22 protein-coding genes are annotated in these 21,925 nt (G+C 74.0%); 12 read left to right on the forward strand and 10 right to left on the reverse strand.

Annotated features, from left to right (window positions below):
• Nucleotides 1–11: 11 nt before the first annotated feature.
• On the reverse strand, nucleotides 12–176 hold the full coding sequence (gene rpmG / locus ACU436_RS11080; RefSeq protein ID WP_459024187.1) for a 50S ribosomal protein L33: 165 nt from the start codon (nucleotides 174–176) through the stop codon (nucleotides 12–14).
• A 69-nt stretch (nucleotides 177–245) separates the two neighbouring features.
• On the opposite strand from rpmG, the gene mrf reads away from it, so the two are divergent.
• The 6 genes from mrf to ACU436_RS11110 all read left to right on the forward strand — a co-directional run bounded on the left by mrf (nucleotide 246) and on the right by ACU436_RS11110 (nucleotide 8,371).
• Nucleotides 246–1,478, forward strand: coding sequence for a ribosome hibernation factor-recruiting GTPase MRF (gene mrf / locus ACU436_RS11085; protein ID WP_459024188.1), 1,233 nt, complete (start codon nucleotides 246–248; stop codon nucleotides 1,476–1,478).
• Nucleotides 1,478–1,636, forward strand: coding sequence for a 50S ribosomal protein L32 (rpmF, locus tag ACU436_RS11090; protein WP_459024189.1), 159 nt, complete (start codon nucleotides 1,478–1,480; stop codon nucleotides 1,634–1,636). Before mrf ends, rpmF begins: the two co-directional genes overlap by 1 nt.
• Before the next feature lie 460 nt (nucleotides 1,637–2,096).
• A complete protein-coding gene (locus ACU436_RS11095; protein ID WP_459024191.1) occupies nucleotides 2,097–5,150 on the forward strand; it encodes a helix-turn-helix transcriptional regulator in 3,054 nt (1,017 codons plus the stop codon).
• Between the two features lie 56 nt (nucleotides 5,151–5,206).
• Nucleotides 5,207–6,478, forward strand: coding sequence for a cytochrome P450 (locus ACU436_RS11100; RefSeq protein ID WP_459024193.1), 1,272 nt, complete (start codon nucleotides 5,207–5,209; stop codon nucleotides 6,476–6,478).
• Entirely contained in the window at nucleotides 6,478–8,136 is a 1,659-nt protein-coding gene (locus ACU436_RS11105; RefSeq protein WP_459024194.1) for an AMP-binding protein, read from the forward strand. Before ACU436_RS11100 ends, ACU436_RS11105 begins: the two co-directional genes overlap by 1 nt.
• A 112-nt stretch (nucleotides 8,137–8,248) precedes the next feature.
• The gene (locus ACU436_RS11110) at nucleotides 8,249–8,371 is read left to right on the forward strand and encodes a hypothetical protein (RefSeq protein ID WP_459024196.1); all 123 of its coding nucleotides are present in this window, start codon (nucleotides 8,249–8,251) and stop codon (nucleotides 8,369–8,371) included.
• A 12-nt stretch (nucleotides 8,372–8,383) separates the two neighbouring features.
• Here the strand turns inward: ACU436_RS11110 and ACU436_RS11115 are convergent, their stop codons facing one another.
• On the reverse strand, nucleotides 8,384–8,611 hold the full coding sequence (locus tag ACU436_RS11115) for a hypothetical protein (protein ID WP_459024198.1): 228 nt from the start codon (nucleotides 8,609–8,611) through the stop codon (nucleotides 8,384–8,386).
• 263 nt (nucleotides 8,612–8,874) lie between these two features.
• Here ACU436_RS11115 and tenA point away from each other — a divergent pair, with 263 nt between their 5' ends.
• Nucleotides 8,875–9,561, forward strand: coding sequence for a thiaminase II (tenA, locus tag ACU436_RS11120; RefSeq protein WP_459024199.1), 687 nt, complete (start codon nucleotides 8,875–8,877; stop codon nucleotides 9,559–9,561).
• Nucleotides 9,562–9,568: 7 nt separating this feature from the next.
• On the opposite strand, the gene ACU436_RS11125 is transcribed toward tenA, so the two are convergent.
• Entirely contained in the window at nucleotides 9,569–9,964 is a 396-nt protein-coding gene (locus ACU436_RS11125) for a phage holin family protein (protein ID WP_459024200.1), read from the reverse strand.
• A 5-nt stretch (nucleotides 9,965–9,969) separates the two neighbouring features.
• On the reverse strand, nucleotides 9,970–11,202 hold the full coding sequence (locus tag ACU436_RS11130) for a serine hydrolase domain-containing protein (RefSeq protein WP_459024202.1): 1,233 nt from the start codon (nucleotides 11,200–11,202) through the stop codon (nucleotides 9,970–9,972).
• Between the two features lie 52 nt (nucleotides 11,203–11,254).
• Between ACU436_RS11130 and ACU436_RS11135 the strand changes: the two genes are divergently transcribed.
• Together ACU436_RS11135 and ACU436_RS11140 are read left to right on the forward strand one after the other, a co-directional pair.
• Nucleotides 11,255–11,779 (forward strand): 2'-5' RNA ligase family protein, encoded by a 525-nt coding sequence (locus ACU436_RS11135; protein ID WP_459024204.1) that lies wholly within the window; start codon nucleotides 11,255–11,257, stop codon nucleotides 11,777–11,779.
• 7 nt (nucleotides 11,780–11,786) lie between these two features.
• On the forward strand, nucleotides 11,787–12,764 hold the full coding sequence (locus ACU436_RS11140) for a patatin-like phospholipase family protein (RefSeq protein WP_459024206.1): 978 nt from the start codon (nucleotides 11,787–11,789) through the stop codon (nucleotides 12,762–12,764).
• Here the strand turns inward: ACU436_RS11140 and ACU436_RS11145 are convergent.
• The 3 genes from ACU436_RS11145 to ACU436_RS11155 form a co-directional block, all read right to left on the reverse strand.
• The gene (locus tag ACU436_RS11145; RefSeq protein WP_459024208.1) at nucleotides 12,761–14,128 is read right to left on the reverse strand and encodes an MFS transporter; all 1,368 of its coding nucleotides are present in this window, start codon (nucleotides 14,126–14,128) and stop codon (nucleotides 12,761–12,763) included. The two genes, ACU436_RS11140 and ACU436_RS11145, sit on opposite strands and share 4 nt — an antisense overlap.
• Before the next feature lie 27 nt (nucleotides 14,129–14,155).
• Nucleotides 14,156–15,346: an N-methyl-L-tryptophan oxidase gene (gene solA / locus ACU436_RS11150; protein WP_459024209.1), complete on the reverse strand. Its 1,191-nt coding sequence runs from the start codon at nucleotides 15,344–15,346 to the stop codon at nucleotides 14,156–14,158.
• A gap of 101 nt (nucleotides 15,347–15,447) precedes the next feature.
• Nucleotides 15,448–16,677 carry a PucR family transcriptional regulator gene (locus ACU436_RS11155; RefSeq protein ID WP_459024211.1) on the reverse strand — a complete coding sequence of 410 codons (1,230 nt, stop codon included), beginning with the start codon at nucleotides 16,675–16,677 and terminating at the stop codon, nucleotides 15,448–15,450.
• 44 nt (nucleotides 16,678–16,721) lie between these two features.
• Between ACU436_RS11155 and ACU436_RS11160 the strand changes: the two genes are divergently transcribed.
• A complete protein-coding gene (locus ACU436_RS11160; RefSeq protein ID WP_459024213.1) occupies nucleotides 16,722–18,386 on the forward strand; it encodes an FAD-binding dehydrogenase in 1,665 nt (554 codons plus the stop codon).
• 195 nt (nucleotides 18,387–18,581) lie between these two features.
• A complete protein-coding gene (locus ACU436_RS11165) occupies nucleotides 18,582–19,343 on the forward strand; it encodes a GNAT family N-acetyltransferase (RefSeq protein ID WP_459024215.1) in 762 nt (253 codons plus the stop codon).
• Here ACU436_RS11165 and ACU436_RS11170 read toward each other — a convergent pair.
• Together ACU436_RS11170 and ACU436_RS11175 are read right to left on the reverse strand one after the other, a co-directional pair.
• Nucleotides 19,318–20,163 carry an alpha/beta fold hydrolase gene (locus ACU436_RS11170; protein ID WP_459024217.1) on the reverse strand — a complete coding sequence of 282 codons (846 nt, stop codon included), beginning with the start codon at nucleotides 20,161–20,163 and terminating at the stop codon, nucleotides 19,318–19,320. The two genes, ACU436_RS11165 and ACU436_RS11170, sit on opposite strands and share 26 nt — an antisense overlap.
• Before the next feature lie 26 nt (nucleotides 20,164–20,189).
• On the reverse strand, nucleotides 20,190–20,762 hold the full coding sequence (locus ACU436_RS11175) for a hypothetical protein (RefSeq protein ID WP_459024218.1): 573 nt from the start codon (nucleotides 20,760–20,762) through the stop codon (nucleotides 20,190–20,192).
• Between the two features lie 86 nt (nucleotides 20,763–20,848).
• Here ACU436_RS11175 and ACU436_RS11180 point away from each other — a divergent pair, with 86 nt between their 5' ends.
• Nucleotides 20,849–21,439, forward strand: a complete 591-nt coding sequence (locus ACU436_RS11180; protein ID WP_459024220.1) for a GDSL-type esterase/lipase family protein — start codon at nucleotides 20,849–20,851, stop codon at nucleotides 21,437–21,439.
• Here the strand turns inward: ACU436_RS11180 and ACU436_RS11185 are convergent.
• On the reverse strand, nucleotides 21,436–21,909 hold the full coding sequence (locus ACU436_RS11185) for a GNAT family N-acetyltransferase (RefSeq protein ID WP_459024222.1): 474 nt from the start codon (nucleotides 21,907–21,909) through the stop codon (nucleotides 21,436–21,438). The genes ACU436_RS11180 and ACU436_RS11185 overlap by 4 nt on opposite strands.
• Between the last annotated feature and the right edge of the window lie 16 nt (nucleotides 21,910–21,925).

Here is a 21,925-nt window from a genome sequence, read left to right on the forward strand (position 1 = left end):
CGGGAACGCCATCAGCGCTCCTCCCGGAACTCGACGTGCCGCCGGACCGCGGGGTCGTACTTGCGCAGCACCATGCGGTCCGGGTCGTTGCGCCGGTTCTTGCGGGTCACGTACGTCGTGCCGGTGCCGGCCACAGACCGCAGCCGGACGATCGGGCGCAGTTCGTTGCGAGCCATCGCTCACCCTCCTCATAAACGACATTCATTTTCATCTAGGCTCAACGTACCCGACCGAGGAGGCATTCCGTGACCCGACCCGAGCTGCTGGTGCTCAGCGGGCTGCACCTGCCCGGCGCCGAGGCCGTCATCGCCCGGATCCGGACGCTCGACCCCGGCGTGGCCGTCCTGCACCACGACCTGCGCGACATCGGATCCGGGCGGGTCCACCGACGACTGCGCCACGGCGACCGCGACGAGCTGACCCTGCTGGAGCTCGCCCACGGCTGCCTGTCCTGCGCGCTGCGCGAGGACCTGCTGCCGCAGCTGCACCTGTTGAGCGCGACGGGCGGCCCGCGGCGGATCGTGCTGCACCTCGACCCGGCGCTCGAACCGGAACCGGTCTGCTGGGCGCTCCTGCACGTGCTCGTCGACGGCGCCCCGATCACCGACCGCGTCGACCTGCGCGGAGTGATCACCTGCATCGACGCGGGCAGCTGGCTCGAGGACGCCACGGGCGACCTCACCGTCGACGAGCGCGGCCTGGCCGAGCTGCCCGACGACGAGCGGACGGTGGCGCAGGTCGCCGTCGGGCAGGCCGAGTTCGCCGACGTGCTCGTGCACACCGGAACCGCGGACGCGTGGCGGCTCGCCCGCACCGACGCCGTGCTGGAGCGGCTGGCGCCGACCGGGACGCGGGCGTTCCTGGCGGACCTCGACGCGCGCGTGCTGCTCGTCGACCTGCCCGCGACCGCCCGCCGCGGCCGCCCGGACGACGTGCACGCCCCGCTGCTGCGCGGGCAGCCGCCGCTCGGGCGCGACTGCGGCGTGCAGCTCTCGGTGTTCTCCGCACGCAGGCCGTTCCACCCCGAACGGCTGCACGAGGCCGTCGACGCGCTGCTCGACGGCGTCGTGCGCACGCGCGGGCGGATCTGGCTGGCCACCCGGCCGGAGGCCGTGCTCTGGCTGGAGTCGGCCGGGGGTGGGCTGCGGATCGGGCACGCGGGCGAGTGGCTGGCCGCGGGGGATGCCGCCGGATGGGCGGCCGCGGATCCCGAACGGCGCGCGCTCGCGTCGCTCGGCTGGCACCCGCGTTTCGGCGACCGCGCCCAGGACGTAGTCGTGCTCTCCCACGACGCCGACCCGACCGGCATCGAGGCCGCCCTCGCCGCCGCGCTGCTGACCGACGCCGAACTGGCCGCGGGCGAGGCAGCCTGGCGCGCGCTGCCCGACCCCTTCGGCTGGTGGCACACCGACCCCTGCGACCCACCGGCGGGCCGCACCACCGCGGGCCACCCGGACACCGAGCACGAGGAGCACTGATGGCCGTCCCCAAGCGCCGCTCGTCCCGGTCGAACACCCGCAAGCGCCGGGCGCGGTGGAAGGCCACCGCGCCGGACCTCGTGCCGATCACGATCGCCGGCCGCCGCCTGGTGGTCCCCCGCCGCCTCGTGCGGGCCTACCAGCTTGGGTTCGGATAGCGCTCCCCATTGATCACATGCTTGCGACCGTCCCCGGGAGGACCATGAGCGGGACGTCGCAACGATCAACGCGTCATGATCGGTCCGAGATTCGCCGCAGCGCCCACCCGAGGGCGCCCAGCCACAGCTGATCACGACGAGGCCGCCTCCGGCGGGTAAGGGCCCGATGGCAGACCCTTACCCGGGATGCGCGACCGGTGGGGCGAGTACGACGTGATCGCCTGATGTGCCGACCGGGCCCTCAGGCCGAACCTGGTCTCATGTTCGTCGACCTCTCACAAGTCTCCGCCGAGTCCGAGCACCACCGCGCCGCGCTGCTCGCTGACGCCGAGAACTACCGGCTCGCTCGGCTGGCCCGCCGGGCGCGGCGCTCGCGGCGGGTGTCGCCCCGGAGCGATCCCCCGCAACCCGATCGCTCACAGCACAATGACGAGGCAGAACGTCGGTACGCCGTGTCACGATGACCGGTGTGGCGCGGCTGGGGGTCGGCATCGAGCTGGTGGGGCGCCGGCACGAGGTGTCGGCGCTCGGCGGTGCCCTCGAGCGCGCCGCGGTCGGCAGGCCCACCGGGCTGCTGATGTCGGGCGACGCCGGGGTGGGCAAGTCCCGGCTGGTCGCCGAGGCGGTCGAGCGCGCGGCCGCGGCGGGGTTCACGGTGCTGGTGGGCCGCTGCCTCGACACCGCCGAGTCGGCGCTGCCGTACCTGCCGTTCACCGAGATCGTGGGTGCGCTGGCGGCCACCCGCCCGGAGCTGGTCGCCGAGCACATCGCGCTGCGCCACCTGTTGCCGGGAGGGCTGGCGAGGGCGGCCGCAACCGGTGAGCAGCGCGACCTCGGGCAGCTGCAGGTGTTCGACGCCGTCCTGTCGGTCCTCGACGACCTCACCGCCACCACGCCCGCGCTGCTGGTGGTGGAGGACATGCACTGGTCCGACCGCTCCAGCCGCGACCTGCTGTTCTTCCTGCTCTCCCGGCTCACCGGCCAGCGGCTCGTCGTGCTCGCCACGTACCGCAGCGACGACCTGCACCGGCGCCACCCGCTGCGGCCGCTGCTCTCGGAGCTGGTGCGGCTCCCCCAGGTCGAGCGGCTCGACCTGGGGCCGCTCGACGCCCGGGAGTCGCTGTCGCTCGTGCGCCTGCTCGCGGATGGCGGCCTTCCCGAGCCGAAGCTGCGCCGGATCGCGCGGCGCAGCGAGGGCAACGCGTTCTTCGCCGAGGAGCTGGTGTCGGCCTCCTCCGACGGCCTGCCGCACGGGCTCGTCGAGGTGCTGGTGGCGCGCATCGAAGGGCTCTCCGCCATCTCGCAGCGCGTGCTGCGGATCGCGTCGGTCGCGGGGCGGCGCGTGAGCCACCGCAGGCTGGCCGCAGTGTCCGGCCTGCCCGACGACGACCTCGAGCAGGCGCTGCGCGAGGCGGTGGCCCACCACGTCCTCGTCGCGGCCGACCCCGAGCCTGGCGCGTTCGGAGCCGACGACGGCTACCACTTCCGGCACGCCCTGCTGCGCGAGGCGATCTACCACGAGCTGCTGCCCGGCGAGCGGAGCCGGGTGCACGCCCGCTACGCCGAGCTGCTCGCGGTACCGGGCGGCACGGGCCCGCGCGGGGTCGCCGATCCCGGCCGGGCCGCGGAGCTGGCCCACCACGCGATGGCGGGCCACGACCTGCGGCTCGCGCTCGCGGCGTCGGTCCAGGCCGCGATGGAGGCCGACGACCGCGAGGCGCCCGCCGAGGTGCTGCTGCACGCCGAACGGGCCATCGAGCTGTGGCGCGCGGTGCCCGACGCGGAGGAGGCGGCGGGTGTCGACGAGGGGTCGGTCACCCGCTGGGCCGCGTGGGGCGCGAGCAGCACCGGCGACCCCGACCGCGGCATCGCGCTCGGCAGGCGGGCGCTCGAGCTCGCCGAGGAGCGGGGCGACCCCGCGCTGAGCGCCCGGATCGGGCAGCGGTACGCGCTGCGGCTGCTGGATCTCGCGGGCCGGGAGCAGGAGGCCCTCGCCACGGCTCGCCGGGCGCTGGAGCAGCTCGAACGCGAGCCGCCGTCGTCCGAGCTCGCCTGGATCCACACCACGCTCGCCCGCGTGCACACCCGGATCGACCAGTTCGCCGATGCCGTCGCCGAGGCGGAGACCGCGCTCGCGGTGGCCCGGCACGTGCCCGCCGACCCCGACGGCGACCTCGATGCCGCCAGGGCCGACGCCCTGGTCTCGCTCGCCGTGTGCGCGGAGTACGGCGGCGACCCGGAACGCGCCCGGCAGCTCCTCGGTGAGGCCAAGCCGCTGGCGCGGCAGTCCGGCAACCTGGCCGTCGAGCTGCGCGCCACCTACTCGCTCGGGATCTCCCTGCTCGACGAGGGCCGGCTCGCGGAGGCCGGCGCGGAGTTCGCCGCGGGCGAGGAGCGCGCCGCCGCCACCGGCACCACGTGGAGCGCGTACGGGCTGAACCTGCGCGTGGCCCACGTGATCGCCCGGTTCATGCGCGGTGAGTGGGATGCGGCAGAGGCGGCCGCCGAGATCGCGGGCGAGTCGGTGTCGGCCGTCGTCGCCACCCGGCTCGCCGCGGCCGGCCTGCTCACCGCGGTGGGGCGCGGGCGGTTCGCGCCTGCGGAGCGGCGGCTCGAGGAGCTGCGCGACTCCGCGCCCGTCGACGAGCAGGTGATCCTGCTCATGGGCCAGGCGGCCGCCGAGGCCGCGCTCTGGCAGGGCCGGCCCGACGAGGCGGCGCGCCGCGCCCGCGAGGCCATCGCCGGCCTCGACATCGTCACCTTCACCGAGCTGGCCCCGCACCTGGGCCGCATCCTGCTCGGGGCGCTCGGCGCGGCAGCGCACGTCGAGATGGCGGCCGCCGGGCTGCAGCCGGTCGAGGAAGCCACGGCCGCGGCTCGGGAGATGGTGGAGTTCGCCGAGCAGGCCGCCGAGCGGGGCCTCCCCCGCGCCGGAACGCTCGGGCCCGAGGGCACCGCGTGGTTGGGGCGCGCGCGGGCCGAGCTCACCCGGCTCACCGCGCCGTCCGATGCCGGCCCGTGGCGGGAGGTCGCCGACGCGTTCGACTACGAGACCGGCGGCGCAGGCCCGGTCGGGTACCGCCAGGCGTACGCGCTGATGCGGCACGCCGAGGCCGTGCTGGCGAGCGGCGGCGCCCACGTGCTCGTCGAGCCCGACCTGCGCGCGGCGCACGCCACCGCCACCGCGTTGGGCGCGGCGCCGCTCACCGGCGCGCTGCGGGAGCTGGCCCGGCGGGCGGGAGTGCAGCTCGAGGCGGCGGCACCGGATGCCGGACCGGCCGGGCCCGATCCGCTCACGCCCCGCGAGCGTTCGGTGCTCGCACTCGTCGCCGAGGGCCGCACCAACCGGCAGGTGGGGGCGGAGCTGTTCATCAGCGAGAAGACGGTGAGCGTGCACCTGTCGCGGGTGATGGCGAAGCTGGGTGCGAGCAGCCGCACGGAGGCGGTCAGCGTCGCCTACGCGCGAGGGCTGTTGGCCCCGGCGGACCGGGAACTGGCGCGGCCGACCCCTTGAGGGATACCCCCCGGTAACTACTGTGTGATCGAGTCCACAATCGGGGGAGGCCAACGATGAGCGCCAGCACCGCAGCGACCTGGGCCGGGCGGCCGGATGTGTCCGACATCGGCTTCTGGACGGCGCCGATCGCGGAGCGCGCCGCCGCCTTCGCCGCCCTCCGGCAGCACGAGCCGGTGCCGTTCTTCCCGGAGCCGGACATCGGACTCCCCCGCGGGCCCGGCTTCTGGGCGCTCACCAGGATGGACGACCTCGCGGAGGCCAGCCGCAACGCCGCGGTGTTCACCTCCGGCAAGGGCTCCACCAACGTGGTGGACCAGCCGCCGGAGTTCCGCGAGTTCTACGGGTCGATGATCAACATGGACGACCCGCGGCACTCCCGGCTGCGTCGCATCGTCTCCCGCGGGTTCACGCCGAAGCGGCTCGCCCGGCTCACCGACGAGGTCCAGCACACGGCGCGCACCATCGTCGACGACGTGATCGACCAGGGCGAGTGCGACGCGGTCGGCGCGATCTCCGCCCGCCTGCCGCTGAAGATCGTGTGCGACATGATGGGCGTGCCCGCGAGCCAGTACGACTTCGTGTTCGACCGCAGCAACATCATCCTCGGGCCGAACGACCCCGAGTACGTCGCGAACACCGAGAACATCATCACCGCCCTGCTGCAGGCGGGCCACGACCTCGCCGAGCTGATGCGCGAGCTGGGCCGCCACCGCATCGAGAACCCGACGGACGACGTCACGTCCGCGCTGGTCAACGCCGAGATCGACGGCGAGCAGCTCACACCGGACGAGCTGGCGAGCTTCTTCATCCTGCTCGTCGTGGCCGGCAACGAGACCACCCGCAACGCGATCAGCTGGGGGCTGCACCTGCTCACCGAGCACCCCGAGCAGCGGGCCGCCTGGCTGGCCGACATCGACGCCGTCACGCCCACCGCGGTGGAGGAGATCGTCCGGTGGGCGTCCCCGGTGATCTACATGCGGCGCACGCTCGCCGTCGACGCGGTTCTGGGCGGACAGCAGATGCGCGAGGGCGACAAGGTCGCGCTGTTCTACTGGGCGGCCAACCGCGACCCGGCGCACTTCCGCGACCCGGACGCGTTCGACGTCCGCCGCTCGCCCAACCCGCACGTCGGCTTCGGCGGCGCCGGGCCGCACTTCTGCCTGGGCGCGCACCTCGCGCGCCGGGAGATGACGGTGATGTTCCGCGAGCTGCTCACCCGCGTGCCCGACATCGCCGCCACGGCGCCGCCCCAGCGGCTGACGTCGATGTTCATCAACGGGATCAAGCGCCTGCCGGTGGCGTTCACACCGGGCGGGGTGGGGTGATGGACTACCCCGAGGTGCCCGTCGGCGCGATGCTCGCGGGCTCGGCGCGTCGGTTCGCGGAGCGCGTCGCCGTGCACTACTACGGGCGGGACCTCACGTTCACGCAGCTGTACGCGCGAGCGGCGGCGTTCGCGCAGGCGTTGGGCGCGTCGGGGGTCGGCCGTGGGGACGTCGTCGCGCTGCACCTGCCGAACTGCCCGCAGTACCCGATCGCGTACTACGGCACGCTCATGGCCGGCGCCACCTTCTCGCCGGCCAACCCGCTGCTCCCGCCGGCCGACCTCCGCGCGCAGCTCGTCGACTGCGGCGCCGTCGCGGCCGTCACCTGGGCGCCCGCCGCGCCCGCCCTCGCGGCCGTGCTCCCGCACACCCGGATCCGGCTCGTGCTGGCCACCGACCGCGCGCAGGCGCTCGACCCGAGCACACCGGTCGCGGTGCCGGACGCGCTGGACTTCGAGGCGTTCCACGCCGACGCCCCCGCGGTAACGCCCGACGTTGCGGTCGACGTGCGCACCGACCTCGCCCACCTCGCCTACACCGGGGGCACCACCGGACGCTCGAAGGGCGTGCGGCTGCCGCACCGCAACGTCGTGGTGAACACCCTCCAGGCGGCGTGCTGGGGCAGCGGCTCGGTTCCCGCGCTCGACGAGGCCGGCGGGCTGGTACTCCGCCAGGTGGAGCCGCCGGAGGAACGGCCGGTGCGGCTGGGCACGGGGTGCGCCGTCACCGTCACCCCGTGGTTCCACGCCATGGGCACCATCGGCGGGATGAACGTGCCGGTGCTGAAGGGCGACACGCTGGTGCTGCACGAGCGGTTCGACCCGGGTGCCTACCTCGCCGACGCGGAGCGGTTCCGCGTCACGACGCTGGGTGGTGCCCCGCCGCTGTTCGGGGCGTTGCTCCGGCACCCCGACCTCGACACCCGGGACCTCTCCTCGGTCCGGTCGATCACGTCCGGGGCTGCGCCGATGCCGCTGGAGATGATCGAGGCGCTGCGCGCTCGCTTCGGGCCGGAGGTCGTGATCGCCGAGGGGTACGGCCTCACCGAGGTCACGATGGTGGCCACGCAGGCCCCGCTGTCCCGTTCGGGCGTGCGCAAGCCCGGCACCGTCGGGCCGCCGGTGTACGACACCGAGGTCCGCATCGTCGACGCGGCCGCGAGCGACCTGGAGCCGCTGCCGGCGGGCGAACCGGGCGAGGTGTGCATCCGCGGCCCCCAGGTGATGGAGGGTTACAAGGACCGGCCGGAGGAGACGGCCGCCGCGCTAGTGGACGGCTGGCTGCGCACCGGCGACGTCGGCACCCTCGACGGGGACGGCTACCTGTCGATCGTCGACCGCAAGAAGGACATGCTGCTCTACAAGGGCTACAACGTGTACCCGCGGGAGCTGGAGGAGCTGCTGCACGCCCGGCCCGGCGTGGTCGGGGCCGCCGTCGTGGGACGGCCGGATCCCATGGCCGGCGAGCTGCCGGTCGCGTTCGTCGTGGCCCCCGGCCTCGCCGAGAGCGACGCCGCCTCGCTGATGGAAGCGGTCAACGCGCAGGTGCTGCCGTACAAGCGGCTGCGCGAGGTGCACCTGGTGGACGAGATCCCGGTCTCGGCCGCGGGCAAGGTGCTCAAGCGTGCGCTCCGCGACCGGTTGACGCTTCCGGGTTAACAACCATCGCACGGAGCGCGATAGCACGGGCATGGCCGCTCCTGCCGGGTACCGCCCCTCCCGCGCCACACGTCGCCGACGGGCCGGAAGGGTACGGGCCGGGATCGAGTACGTGGGCTATGCGGGCAGCTTCGTCACGCTGGCGGCGATGCTCGTGCTGGCGGCCACCGCGGGTGCGGTCGCCGACGGCGTGTCGGTCGGCACCCCGACCGTCACGGCGACGTACGGGCGCTAGCCGGCGGCTCGGCTACGCCGCGTCGGCTTCCGCGGCCGGCTGTGGGATCGGCGTCTTGAGCACGTGGTCGACGAGCCGCATCACGAGCTGCTCGCCACCGAGGCGGTACCCGAACTCCTCCCATGTGAGCAGCTCGCGGGAGACCAGCTCGCCGACCGGCCCGGGGTACAGCCGGGTGGCCCGGAACGCAGCGGCCCGTAGCCTCATCTTCTCGTGATGATCCATCGGAGCGGGATCCATTCGACTCACCTCCGCAGTGCAAATGCGGTCCGACGCGCTCGGCGCTGAGTCGCCGCCCGTGGGTGGTTCCATGGTGAACTACCGGTGTCGGGACGCAGGAGAGAAGCATACGGAAGAGTGAGCGATATCTCATTTCCTGGCCACCTCTCGGGCGGCGCGCTGAGCTGGGCGTTCCCTGCAATTGCATGGGTAAACGCCCATGCAATTGCGTACGGAAAATCGATGGGTTCCACCCGGGCCGGGGCCGTCGTAGCGTTCCGTTCATGGTGACCCCGGCCCGCTCCACCCGGCGCACCCGCGACGCCCTGTGGGCGGATGTCGAGGACGTGTACGCCGCGATCCTCGCCCACCCGTTCCTCACCGGGCTGGCCGACGGGACGCTCCCCCGCGACTCCTTCCGGCACTACATCGTCCAGGACGCGCACTACCTGCGCGGCTACGCGCGGGCCCTCGCCGTCTGCGCGGCCAAGGCCCCCGACGAGGACGGCACCGTGATGTTCGCCGAGCACGCGGCGCAGGCGATCGCGGCGGAGCGCGACCTGCACGCCGCGCTGATGACCGAACTCGGCTCCTCGCCGGAGGAGGCCGCGCTGGAGCCGGTGGCACCCACCACCCAGGCCTACGTCAGCTACCTGCTCGCCACCGGGTACGGCGGGTCGTTCGCAGAGGCGCTGGGCGCCGTCCTGCCGTGCTACTGGATCTACGCGAGGGTCGGTGACGAACTGCTCGCCCGCAGCTCGCCCGACCCGCTCTACGCCCGCTGGATCGCGATGTACGGCAGCGACGAGTTCCAGGCGGTCGTGGACTCGGTCCTGGACCTCACCGACCGCGTGGGCGAGACGCTGTCCGACTCCGAGCGCGCGCTGATGCGCCAGCACTTCCACCGGACGTCGACGTACGAGTGGATGTTCTGGGACGCCGGGTACCGGCAGGAGACCTGGCCCGTGTAGCGCCCGGCTAACGCTGGTCGAGGCTGTCCGGGATCAGGACGTGGAGCAGGAAGCCGACCACGGCCACCACGATCGCGCCGAGGAACGCCGCCCCGAAGCCCCCGACCACGAACGGCACTCCGAGCCCACCGGCGATCCAGCCGACGAGCATGAACAACAGTGCGTTGACGACCAGTCCGATGAGACCGAGCGTGAGGATGTAGAACGGGCAGCCGACGACTTTGATCAGCGGCTTCAGCACGGCATTCACCAGGCCGAAGATCAATGCAACGACCACCAGCGTGCCGATCCGCGTGGAGGTCGTCCCGGCCGTGTTGTCGATTCCGGGAACGATCAGGGTGGCCACCCACAGGCTGACCGCCACCACGACCACCCGGATGACGAGCGCGAGCGCGTTGGACATCGGGATCAGTCCACCAGCGCCTGGTTGACCAGCGTGCGCAGCTGGGGCCGGATCGGGTAGGTGCTCGACGGGAGCAGCTGGGTGAAGAACATCGCGGTGACCTCCGCGGCCGGGTCGACGTAGAACGCGGTGCTGGCGAGGCCGCCCCACGCGAACTCGCCCTCGTGTGTGAGTGCCTTCCCCGCCGCCGCCTCCACGACCACGGACACGCCGAGACCGAACCCGACCCCGCGGTTCGCGGACTCGGCGAAGATCGGCCTGCCGAACGTCTCCAGGTCGAGGCCGCCGGGCAGGTGGTTGCGGGTCATGTACGCGACGGTGTGCGGGCCGAGCAGCCGGGCGCCGTCGAGCTCACCGCCCCGGGCGAGCATCTGGGCGAAGCGATGGTAGTCGGCCGCCGTGGAGACCAGCCCGCCGCCGCCGGACAGGTACGTGGGCTCCCGGGTGGCGGCGTCCCCCATCACCGTGTTGCGCAGCAGCCCGCCTTCCGGGTTCCGCATGTACAGGCCCGCGAGCCGGTCGAGCTCGTCGGGGGCGACGGAGAAGCCCGTGTCGTCCATGCCGAGCGGCGCGAAGACCTCCTCGGAGAGGAACGTGTCGAGCCGCTGCCCGGACACCACCTCGACGATCCGGCCGAGCACGTCGGTGGCCACCGAGTAGTTCCACTCGGATCCCGGCTCGAACAGCAGCGGGAGGGACGCCCAGGCATCGCAGGCCGCGGCCAGGTCCATCCCGCGCGGTGCCCCGAACTCGAAACCCTTGGCGCGGTAGATCTCGTCGACCGCGTGGGCGTGGTGGAAGCCGTAGGTGAGCCCGGCGGTGTGGGTGAGCAGGTGCCAGACGCGCATCGGTTCGGACGCGGGCGCCGTACCCGGGTTCGCCGCCGACCCGCCGCGGTACACGCGCATGTCCGCGAATGCCGGGATGTAGCGGGCCACCGGGTCGGTGAGCTCGAGCAGGCCGCGCTCGTAGAGCATCAGCACGGCCACGGAGGTGATCGGCTTGCTCATCGAGTAGATGCGCCAGATCGTGTCGTCGGCGACCGGCCGCTGGGCCTCGACGTCGGCGAGACCGTGGTGGGCGTGGAGCGCGACCCGGCCGCGGCGCGACACCGCCGCCGTCCAGCCCGCGAGCTTGCCCTCGTCGACGTAACGACGGAAGTGCGAGACGACCCGCTGCAGCCGCTGCGCGTCGAACCCGAGTTCCTCCGGCTCCGCATCCACCTTGAGCTGTGCCACGGGGCCGACATTACCGCCGGGCGATCGCCCCGTCCGTGGCACCGTTGATCCCGTGGAGAGCACCCTCAGCGCCGTCGTCGTGCCCGTACCCGAAGCCGAGCCCCGGGTGGGCGCGTTGCGCGCCGCGCTGGACCCGTCCGCCGCGCTCGGGGTGCCGGCCCACGTGACGATCATGTTCCCGTTCGTGCCGCCCGCCCGCCTCGACGACGCCGTGCTGGCCGCGCTCGGCGAGGTGCTCGCCGCCGCCCCGGCGTTCACGGCGGAGTTCTCGACGGTGTCCTGGTTCGAGGACGTCGTGTGGTGGGCGCCCGAGCCGGTGGCGCCGTTCGTGGCGCTGACCCGCGCCGTGGCCGGCCGGTTCGGCCTGGAGCCGTACGAGGGGGCCCACGGCGACGACGTCGTCCCGCACCTGACCATCGGCCACGGCGCGCCGGTCGAGCGGATGCGCGCGGCGGAGGCCGAGGTGTCGGCCGGGCCACCGGTGCGGGCGGCCGTCCGGTCCGCGCTGGTCATGACGGGTTCCCGGGCCCCGGCGTCGTGGACGACGCTGGCCGAGCTCCCGCTCGGCGGGGGATGATCCGGCTGTGGGCGTGACACGGCGGGTCGGAACGCGCGACGCGCCGCACCCCTCCGAGGGGATGACCGGCGACGACGAGGTGTTGCGGGCCCTGCTGCGCAGGCGGGATGCGGGCAGCAGGGCCGACGGGAACCGGATCGCGCTGGCGGTGAGCGGCGGCGGGATGCGCGGCGCGTACGCGGGCGGGATGGTGCACGCGCTCTCCGACGCCGGGCTCGCGCCGTTCTTCGACGTGGTCTACGGCAGCTCGGCGGGGGCCTACATCGGCGCCGGGCTGCTGCTGGGCAGCGGTCGCGGCTCGGCGGCGATCTTCTACGAGGACATGGCGTGCCGCGAGTTCATCGACCCGCGCCGCTTCCCGCGCCGCCCGCTGGTGTCCCTGGACCACCTGCTCGACGACGTCCTCGTCCGCTCGAAGCCGCTCGACTGGGACCGGCTGCGGGACTCCCCCGTGCCGTTGCGCGTCGTCGCCACCGCGCTCGACGACCTGGCGGCGCACGTCCTGGAACCGACGACGTCGCCGGAGTGGAAGCTCGCCCTGCGGGCCACCGCCTCGATCCCGTTGCTGGCCGGCCCGGCCGTCGAACTGCACGGGCGGCGCTGGATCGACGGCTCGGTCGGCGAGCCGTTGCCGGTGCTGCGGGCGCTCGCCGAGGGCGCCACGCACGTGCTCGCGCTGTTCACGCGGTCGGCGTCGGAGCTGCGGCGCGGCGGCCCGAGCGGGCAGTCGGGATGGGCGCGTGCCCTCGACCGGCTCGCGCCCGGCCTCGGCCGGATGGCGCAGGAGAGCAGGCGGCACGCCCCCGTGCTCGCCGTGCTCGACGACGCGGCGCACGCGTCCCGCGGCGGCGCCCACCTGCTGGCGCTGCTCCCCGAGCGCGACGAGGGGGTCCGCGGTCTCACCACCGACGTCGCCCGCGTCGAGCGGGCCGCGCGGTCGGGATACGCCGCGGTCGGAATCGCGCTCGCCCGGGTGCGCTCCTAGTTCTTCGGTGCGGCGACGACGCCCGGGTCCACCCGGCGGCGCGGCTCCGGTGCGGGGCCGGCCGCGGCCGTCAGCCCGACACCTCGCGTCTCGGGGGCGAGCCACAGGGAGATCACGAAGCCGGCGGCGACCACGCCGGCCAGGACGAACATCGTCGGGCCGACCCCGGCACCGGCCAGCAGCAGTGGGAGCACGAAGGTGCTCAGCGCGGCCCCGATCCGGCTGATGGACGTCGCCACGCCCACGCCGGAAGCCCGGATCTCGGTCGGGAAGATCTCGGGGGGATAGACGCTCTCCAGGTCGGCCGCCGCGGAGATGACGAACGCGAGCACGAGCAGCGTCGGCAGCAGGACCACGAGTGAGGCGTGCGGGTTGAGGCCGAGCACGACCAACGTGATGCCGATGACGAGGAACGACCAGATGACGAACCCGCGTCGCGGGAGGCGGTCCATGAGCACCAGGCCGGCGAGGGCACCGACCAGCAGCACGCCGTTGTAGACGATCTCGCTGAGCGTCGAGTCCTCGACGCCGAAGGCGGTGATGATGCCGGGCAGGAAGATCCCCACCGCGAAGTAGGGGAAGACCTGGCAGAAGTAGAAGGCGCCGGCGAAGAACGTCTGGCGGCCGTAGCGGCGCGTGAACAGGTCCCGGTAGCGGCTGCGCGGCGCGGTCACCTCGGCGGGATCGAGGTCGTACTCCGGGCCGATGTAGGTCTTGACCACCTGCCGGGCCTCCTCGACCCGGCCCTTGCCGAGCAGCCACCGCGGCGACTCCGGGGCGCCGAGCCGCAGCAGCAGGGTGATCAGCGCGGGTACGGCGCTGCTGGCCAGCATCCAGCGCCACGCGTCCGGGCCGGCCGTGTCCTGCAGCAGCACCCCGACGCCGTAGGAGGCCACGAACCCGACGGTCCACGTCGCGTTCAGGCTGGCCATCATCCGGCCGCGCCACCTGCGCGGCGCGAACTCGGCCAGCAACGCCCCGCCGATGGCGTAGTCCGCCCCGATGGCGATACCCAGCACCAGTCTCAGGACGAGCAACGTGACCGCGGTGTCCGCGAAGAACTGCAACGCGGACGCCGCCACGAAGACGACGAGGTCCGCCAGGTAGATCTTCTGCCGACCGAACCGGTCGGTGATCGGACCGAAGACCAGGGCCCCGACGAACAGCCCGACCAGCACGGATGCGGCCATCGCTCCCTGCCACACCGGGCTGAGCCCCATCGCCGGCGTGAGCAGGGGAAGGGCTAGCCCGATCGAGCCGATGATGTAGCCGTCGCAGAACAGCCCGCCCGCGGTGAAGACGGTGACCCGCAGGTGGAACCGGGTGAACGGGGATTCGTCGAGCGAAAGGCCGGTAGGACTCATCGTTGATCTCCTCCTGCCGCGCGCGGCTCAGACCGCGCGTGCCGACTCGTGGTGGAAGGTCGGGACGAAGTCGGGATCGGTCAAGGCCGGCCGGTCCGCCCGGAACGCCTCGATCGGATGGGCGGTCGCTCCCTCGGTGACCAGGTCGGCGAGGATCTGGCCGAGCAGGCCGGCGAACTTCCCGCCGTGACCCGCGCCCACGCACGCGGCGACCCGGGGGTGGCCGGGCAGGGTGTCTGCGAGGAACTCCCGGTCCGGAGGCATGTCGTAGACGCAGGTCTTGCTCAGCCGCTCCGGGCCGAGACCGGCCGGCAGGTGCTGGGCGACGAACCCGCGCAGGATCTCGGTCTCCGCCGGGTCCGGTTCGAAGGACCGGGTCTCCTGGGTGACGAACCGGCCGGCCATGTCCCGCGCCAGCTTGATCGCGGGCTCGCCGTAGACCGGGAAGCCGTACCAGTCGTCCTCCCCGTGCCAGATCCAGACCGGGAACCGGTCCATGGCGAACTCGCGCAGGTTCGGCGTGGAGAAGTAGCCGACCTGCTCCTGGCTCAGGGTGATGGGCAGGTCGACGCCCAGGTCGGGCAGCAGCTGACCGGTCCAGGAGCCCGCGCAGAGCACGAGGTGGTCGGCGGTGAACGGGCCGCGGGAGGTGTGGACGACGTACGCCCCGCCCGCCCCGTCGATGCGGTGCACCGGTGTCTCGTCGAGCACGTCCACACCGGCGGCGCGGGCCAACGCGAGGTGCGCGGCCGTGGCGTGCCGGATGTCGAGGATCCCGCCCTCGGCCTGGTGGATGCCCACCATCTCCCCCGGGAACCGCCACTGCGGCCAGCGCGCCCGCAACGCGTCGGTGTCGAGGTCCTCGAACGGGGTGCCGACCTCCCGCAGCGCGTTGCGGGCGCTCGCCACCGCCTGCGCGCCGGGGGTCCCGGCGACGGCGATGTCCAGCCCGCCGGTGCGGTGCACGAGCCGCAGCCCGGTCGCGGCCTCGACGTGGTCCCAGGCGGCGTAGGCGGCGGGGGCGAGGCGGGTGTAGTCCGTCGAGTGGTAGGTGTGCCGGATGATCCGCGAGTGGTCCTCCGAGGCGCCGAAGGTGTGGCCCGTGCGGTACTGCTCGAGGACCAGGACGCTGGTCCCGGCCTTCCCCGAGAGCCAGTAGGCGGCTGCGCTGCCCAACGCCCCCGCACCGATCACGATGTGCGAATACCGCTCCCGCACCCGGCCACCTCCGTGCTGCCCGCCGATGAGTCGGCTACAGCGTGAGCCGGAGCACAGGCGGCGGTCATGCACGCCGAGTGGGAAAGTACGCCGACCGCTTCCTACATCTGTCGGAAGTCGGCGTGGTCGCCCCAGCCGGCGAGCCGGGCGAGCTTCACCCCGAGGTGGACGGTGAGCCGGTCGGCCCCGTCCCGCAGGTCGATGCCGGCGACCTGCTCGGCCCGGCCGAGCCGGTAGTACAGCGTGGTGCGGTGGATCCGCAGGGCCGCCGCGGTGCGCGCCGCGTCACCCGCGAGGTCGAGGTAGGTCTCGAGCGTGTCCAGCAGGTGCGCGGTGCGCCCGCCGGCCAGCAGGCGGGCCACCGGCGCCGGGCAGCTCTGCGGTGTCAGGTCCTCCGGGCCCAGCCGGGCCAGCAGCGCGTACGCGCCCAGCCGGTCCCAGACGGCGACCGGCCCCGCGCCCGGCACGGCACGCGCCACCCGTTGCGCGCTCGTGGCCTGCCGGTAGGACGACACGGCGTGTGCCAGGTCCGCACCGGTGGACCCGACGCCGACGGCGCACCCGACGTCGTCGCCGGCCAGCTCGGCGACCCGGGCCACGAGCCGCTGCGCGACCTCGGTCCCGCTCGCCTCCGTGGCGAGCGCGGCGTTCGAGATCAGCAACGTGAGGCCGGCTCCGGCCGCCCGCACCAGTACGGCTCCCGCCGGCAGCGACCGCACCGCGTACTCGGCCGCCGCGGGCAGCAGCACGTCCAGCTCCGGGGCGTCACCCTGCAGCGCGGCCGCCAGCACGACGACCGGCCCGGGGTCGGTGAGCAGCCGCTCGTCGCGCGCCACCACCACGGCCTGCGCCCGCCGCTCCGCGTCGGCGGACAGCAGGTCGAGCAGCACCTCGGCGGCCCTGCGCTCGTGCTGCTCGTGCAGCATCAACCTGCGGTAGAGCACCACGCCCGCGGCCTCCGCGGCGCGGACCACCGGGTCCAGGTCACCCGCCAGCGCGGTCCCCTCCGGATCGATCAGCCACAGGTAGCCCAGCAACAGGCCGTGGCACCGGATGGGCGCGCAGAGCCTGCCGTGCACGCCGAGCTCGTCGTTCGGCGGCATCCAGCCCGGCTCGTGCCACCCCGAGATCCCGTGCGACACGACGTACCGGACGTTCTCCGGCGCCACCTCCCGGTGCAACACCGACTGGATCCGGGCCCGATCCTCGTCACCGAAGTGCCGGCTCGCCGCGAGGAGCTTGATCTGCGGATCGTCGATGGCCACCGAGCGTTGCAGCCGCGTCGCCAGCGAGTCCACGACGTCCTGCAGCATTCGATCGGCGTGCTGCACGGCGAGCGATGCTACTCGGCGGCGCCGGACCCTACTGTTGCCGAATGGACGCCGACGTCATCGTCGTGGGTGCCGGTCTCGCCGGCCTGGTCGCGACGGCCGAGCTGGCCGGCGCCGGGAAGAAGGTGCTGCTGCTCGACCAGGAGGCCGCGACCGGCCTCGGCGGGCAGGCGTTCTGGTCGTTCGGCGGGCTGTTCCTCGTCGACAGCCCGGAGCAGCGCCGGATGGGCGTGCGGGACTCCGTCGACCTCGCGCTGCAGGACTGGCTCGGCACCGCAGGCTTCGACCGCGGCGCCGACGACCCGGCGGGCGAGGACTTCTGGGCCAGGCAGTGGGCCACCGCCTACGTCGACTTCGCCCACCGGGAGAAGCGCGCCTGGCTGCACGGTCTGGGCGTGCGCTGGTTCCCGGTGGTCGGGTGGGCCGAGCGCGGCGGCGGGCTCGCCGACGGCCACGGCAACTCGGTGCCGCGCTTCCACATCGTCTGGGGCACCGGGCCCGGGCTGCTCGAACCGTTCGTGCGGCAGGTGCGCGACGCCGCCGCGCGCGGGCTCGTCGACATGCGGTTCCGGCACCGTGTCGACGGGCTGTCGGTCACCGACGGCGTGGTCGACGGCGTGCGCGGCGCCGTGCTCGAGCCCAGCTCGGCGGCGCGCGGCACGGCCGGCTCGCGCACCGAGGTCGGCGAGTTCGAGCTGCGCGCCCAGGCCGTGATCGTCACGTCCGGCGGGATCGGCGGCGACCACGACCTCGTCCGCGCCAACTGGCCGTCCCGGCTGGGTCCCGCGCCCCGGAAGATGATCTCCGGGGTGCCCGCGCACGTCGACGGGCGGATGCTGGGCATCGCCGAGGACGCGGGCGGACGCGTGGTCAACCGCGACCGGATGTGGCACTACACCGAGGGCATCCGCAACTGGAACCCGATCTGGGACCGGCACGGGATCCGGATCCTGGCCGGGCCGTCGTCGCTGTGGTTCGACGCGCGCGGGCGCCGGTTCCCCGCGCCGTGCTTCCCCGGCTTCGACACCCTGGCCACCTTGGCGGCGATCACCGCCAGCGGTCACGACCACTCCTGGTTCGTGCTCACGCAGAAGATCATCGAGAAGGAGTTCGCGCTCTCCGGGTCGGAGCAGAACCCGGACCTCACGGGCAAGGACATCCGCCAGGTGCTCGCGCGCGTGCGGCCCGGCGCCCCCGCGCCCGTGGAGGCGTTCAAGCGGCACGGCGCCGACTTCGTCGTGGCCGACACGCTGCCCGAGCTCGTGACCGGGATGAACGAGCTCACCGACGAGCCGCTGATCGACCTCGCCGTGCTGGAGGGGCAGATCGCCGCCCGCGACCGCGAGATCGACAACCCGTTCGGCAAGGACCTGCAGGTCACCGCCCTGCACGGGGCGCGGCGCTACCGGGGCGACCGGCTCGTCCGCACGGCCGCCCCACACAAGATCCTCGACCCGGCGGCCGGCCCGCTGATCGCCGTGCAGCTGCACGTGCTCACCCGCAAGACGCTCGGCGGACTGCAGACCGACCTCTCCGGTCGGGTGCTGCGCGCCGACTCGACCCCGTTCCCCGGCCTGTACGCGGCGGGCGAGGTGGCCGGTTTCGGCGGCGGGGGCGTGCACGGCTACCGCTCCCTGGAAGGCACGTTCCTGGGCGGTTGCCTGTTCTCGGGCCGCCAGGCAGGCCGAGCGGTCGCGATGACCCTCTGAGGGGCCCCTCGACCGCCGGCATGGTGGCTTTGCTGCCGTGCTGTGCCAGTAAAGCCACCATGCTGGCGTGGGAGCGTGGCACGCGGCCCCGGCTGGGTACTGGGAACGCGGTCGGACCGGCGGGTGCGGTCTTCCGGCGGCTCGCGGAGCCCGCCCCCGTGCGGGCGGAGCCTGCGGTCCGGTAGGCACGTGGGTGTGGACGGGCGAACGGTCGGGCGGGCCATGCGGCGGTTCTGGTCGCTCGGGAGCGAGGTGCTCGCACTGGACGGTGCGACGGCGGTCCGCAGCGCGGCCGCACCCGGCCACCCGCTCGGAACGTTCCTGTGCGAGCTGCGGACGGAGGAGGTCGCGCCCCTGCTCGTCGAGCCGTTCCGGCGGGTTCTCGTCGACCCGGACACCCCGCCGGCCGCGGAGGCGCACCTCGCACTGCACGACTGGCGGCTCGACGTCCAGCTGCACCTCGCGCTCCCCGGCGACGTCACGGTCGACGCTCCCGCATCGGCCGTTCGTCCGGTCGTCGACGACGCCGGCTGGGCCGAGGTCCAGCGCCTGTTCCGGATCGATCACGTCGAGGAGGACGCCCGCCTCGGCCGGCCGGCCCGATCCGAGGCGGCGACCGCGGCCGCCGTGGCGTTGCGCCGCAGCCTCGGACCCGGCGTCACCTACCTGCTCGCCGAACGCTCCGGCGAGGTGGCCGGCTGCATCGCGACGTGGCCGGGCGAGGACGGGATCGGCCTGGTCGAGGACGTGTTCGTGCACCCGGGACACCGGCGCAGGGGCGTCGCCGCCGAGCTGCTGCGGCACGCGGTCACGCACGCCCGGGACCGCGGGGCGTCCGGCGTGGCGATCGGCGCCGAGGTCGGGGACACACCCAAGCACCTCTACGCCCGGTTCGGCTTCCGGCCGGTCGCGGTGGCCCGCAGCTACGAGCTCACGACGGGCCGAGGAACGGGATGAGCACGGCCAGCAACTCCTCGGGCGCCTCCTCCGGGACGAAGTGCCCGCCCGGCACTCGCGCCGCGGTGAGGTCGCCGGCCCACGCGGCCCATACGCCGGGCGCGTCGGCGAGCTGGGTCTCGTCGGCGCCGGTGACGACCAGGAGCGGGGCGGCGATCCGGCGCCCGGCCTCGCGGTCGGCGGCGTCGTGCGCGCGGTCGAGGTGGAAGCTGGCGCGGTAGTCACCGCACATCGCAGCGATCGTCTCCGGGGTCGCCGCAGCGAGGTACTCCGCGCGGTGCTGCGCGTCGATCGCGGCGGGGCGGCTCGTCCAGGTGTCGAACGCGTGGTCCAGCAGGGCGGCCGGATCAGCGCCCACCAATCGCTCCGGGAACGGCGCCGGCTGCGCCAGCAGGAACCACGGCCAGTACCCCAGCGACGGCCCGCCGCCCATGCGCGCGAACTGGTCGAGCGTCGAGACGATGTTCAGCACCGCGACCCGCTCGACCCGGTCGGGGTGGTCGAGCGCCATCCGGTAGGCGACGCGGGCGCCGCGGTCGTGCCCCACCACGGCGAACCGCCGGTGGCCCAGCCCCGCCATCAGCTCGACGAGCTCGGCCGCCATCTCGCGCTTCGTGTAGCCCTCGCCCCGCGGGCCACCGGCCGGCGCGCGGGATGCGCCGTACCCGCGCAGGTCCGGGGCCACGACGGTGTGCCGCTGCGCCAGCGCGGGCGCGACGCCGGACCAGCAGGCGTGCGTCTGCGGGAAACCGTGGAGCAGCAGGAGCGGCAGGCCCTGGCCGCCGAACGTGACCGCGTACGCGACCTCGCCGACGGTCACCCGCCGGTCCTGGAACCCGGGTCCGATCACGAGGGGCGGGCGGCCAACGCCGTCAGGTGGGCGTCCATGCGGGCCAGGACGCCCGCGAGCACGTCGAGCGTGCCGGTCAGGTCACCGGCGCGTTCGAGGGAGTGATCGGCGCCCGGCACCTCGAAGACCGCGGCGCCGGTGGCGGCGGCCGCGGCGCCGTCCCAGTACGGGTCGGCGGTGCCCCCGATCAGCAGCGCGGACGCCGCGGCGCGCGCGGCCGCCCGGCGCACGTCCTCGACGCCGAGCAGCGGGGTGAGCCAGATGCCCGGCAGGCCGCGCTCAGCGGCGGCGGGCAGCGCGAGCGAACCGAGCGACTTGCCGACGACGAGATCGCGCAGCGGGTCCACCGTGGCGAGCACCTCCCCCGCGAACGCCGCGACCGCAGCGTGGTCGGCGAGGTCGAGGCCGGGGGTCTTCTCCCAGTCGACCGTCCGGACCGTCCACCCACGCCCGCGCAACAGCAGGCGCGCGTAGTAGAGCAGCGGGGCATGCGGGCCGTATCCGCGTCCCGGCAACACGATGGCCACGGGCGGGCCCGGTGCGACCCGCTCGGTCCCCGCGGCTGACATGAGCCGAGGGTGGCACAGCCGGGCCGCTCTGGACAGGGAGATCACCTGCCGTCGGGCCCGATCATGATCGCTGTCAGACTCGCGGGATGACGATCACTGTGGATCGGCGGGTCTGCTTCGTCGGCGACTCGTTCGTCGCCGGGGTGGGGGACCCCGAGCACCGGGGTTGGGTCGGCCGGATCGTCGCCACGTCGTATCGCGACGGCCGGCCCGTCACGGCCTACAACCTGGGCATCCGCAGGGACACGAGCGAGGACGTGCGCCGGAGGCTGCCGGTGGAGACGGCGGCCCGCTGGGTCGCGGGCTGCGACAACCGCCTCGTGGTCTCGTTCGGGGTGAACGACACCACCGAGGTCGACGGCGCGGTCCGCGTCGCGCCCGAACGGAGCGTCGCCAACCTGCAGGGCATCGCGGACGACATGGCGGCCCAGCGCGTCCCGCTGCTCGTGGTCGGCCCACCCCCGGTGGCCGACGCCGAGCAGAACGAGCGGATCGAGGCGCTCGACGAGCGGCTGGCCGAGGTCGTGCTCTCGTACGTGAGCGTCTTCGGGGCGCTGCGGATGGAGCGGAACTGGATGCACGCGGTCACCCTCGGCGACGGGGCCCATCCCGGCGCCGAGGGCTACGCCGTGCTCGCCGAGCTCGTCCTGCCGGCCTGGGAGGACTGGTTGCACTAGAGGGCGAGCTTCATGCCCTCGTGCGAGGCCACGAACCCGAGGCGGTCGTAGAACCGGTGGGCGTCGGTGCGGCGCTTGTCGGTGGTGAGCTGGACGAGCGCGCAGCCGCGGTGCCGGGCCTCGTCGATCGCCCACCCGATCATCTGCGCACCCAGCCCGCGGCTGCGGACGTCCTCGTGCACGCGGACGGCCTCGATCTGCGCCCGCCACGCCCCTTGACGGGCGAGACCGGGGATGAGGCTGAGCTGCATCGTGCCGACCACCCGGCCGCCGTCGTCGGCGACGACGAGCAGGTGCGCGGGGTCGGCCGTGATCGCGGCGAACGCCGCCCGGTACGGCTCCAGGTCGTCCGCCGCCTCGCGGTGGACGCCGAGCTGGTCGGCGGCGAGCAGCGCCACGACCTCGGGCAGGTCGTCGGGCACCGCCTCGCGGAGCGTGATCCCGTCGGCGAGCTTCGCAAGATCCTCCATGGGAGCCATCCTCCAC

It is taken from the genome of Pseudonocardia wallangbongensis (genome assembly GCF_054486945.1).

What these genes read in the sequence shown, in the direction of transcription:
- ACU436_RS11100 (WP_459024193.1), top strand. Translation starts at nt 5,207, where the DNA reads ATGAGCGCCAGCACCGCAGCGACCTGGGCCGGGCGGCCGGATGTGTCC.
- ACU436_RS11185 (WP_459024222.1), bottom strand. Translation starts at nt 21,909, where the DNA reads ATGGAGGATCTTGCGAAGCTCGCCGACGGGATCACGCTCCGCGAGGCG.
- ACU436_RS11095 (WP_459024191.1), top strand. Translation starts at nt 2,097, where the DNA reads ATGACCGGTGTGGCGCGGCTGGGGGTCGGCATCGAGCTGGTGGGGCGC.
- rpmG (WP_459024187.1), bottom strand. Translation starts at nt 176, where the DNA reads ATGGCTCGCAACGAACTGCGCCCGATCGTCCGGCTGCGGTCTGTGGCC.
- ACU436_RS11145 (WP_459024208.1), bottom strand. Translation starts at nt 14,128, where the DNA reads ATGAGTCCTACCGGCCTTTCGCTCGACGAATCCCCGTTCACCCGGTTC.
- ACU436_RS11180 (WP_459024220.1), top strand. Translation starts at nt 20,849, where the DNA reads ATGACGATCACTGTGGATCGGCGGGTCTGCTTCGTCGGCGACTCGTTC.
- rpmF (WP_459024189.1), top strand. Translation starts at nt 1,478, where the DNA reads ATGGCCGTCCCCAAGCGCCGCTCGTCCCGGTCGAACACCCGCAAGCGC.
- tenA (WP_459024199.1), top strand. Translation starts at nt 8,875, where the DNA reads ATGGTGACCCCGGCCCGCTCCACCCGGCGCACCCGCGACGCCCTGTGG.
- ACU436_RS11125 (WP_459024200.1), bottom strand. Translation starts at nt 9,964, where the DNA reads ATGTCCAACGCGCTCGCGCTCGTCATCCGGGTGGTCGTGGTGGCGGTC.
- ACU436_RS11105 (WP_459024194.1), top strand. Translation starts at nt 6,478, where the DNA reads ATGGACTACCCCGAGGTGCCCGTCGGCGCGATGCTCGCGGGCTCGGCG.
- ACU436_RS11115 (WP_459024198.1), bottom strand. Translation starts at nt 8,611, where the DNA reads ATGGATCCCGCTCCGATGGATCATCACGAGAAGATGAGGCTACGGGCC.
- ACU436_RS11175 (WP_459024218.1), bottom strand. Translation starts at nt 20,762, where the DNA reads ATGTCAGCCGCGGGGACCGAGCGGGTCGCACCGGGCCCGCCCGTGGCC.
- ACU436_RS11160 (WP_459024213.1), top strand. Translation starts at nt 16,722, where the DNA reads ATGGACGCCGACGTCATCGTCGTGGGTGCCGGTCTCGCCGGCCTGGTC.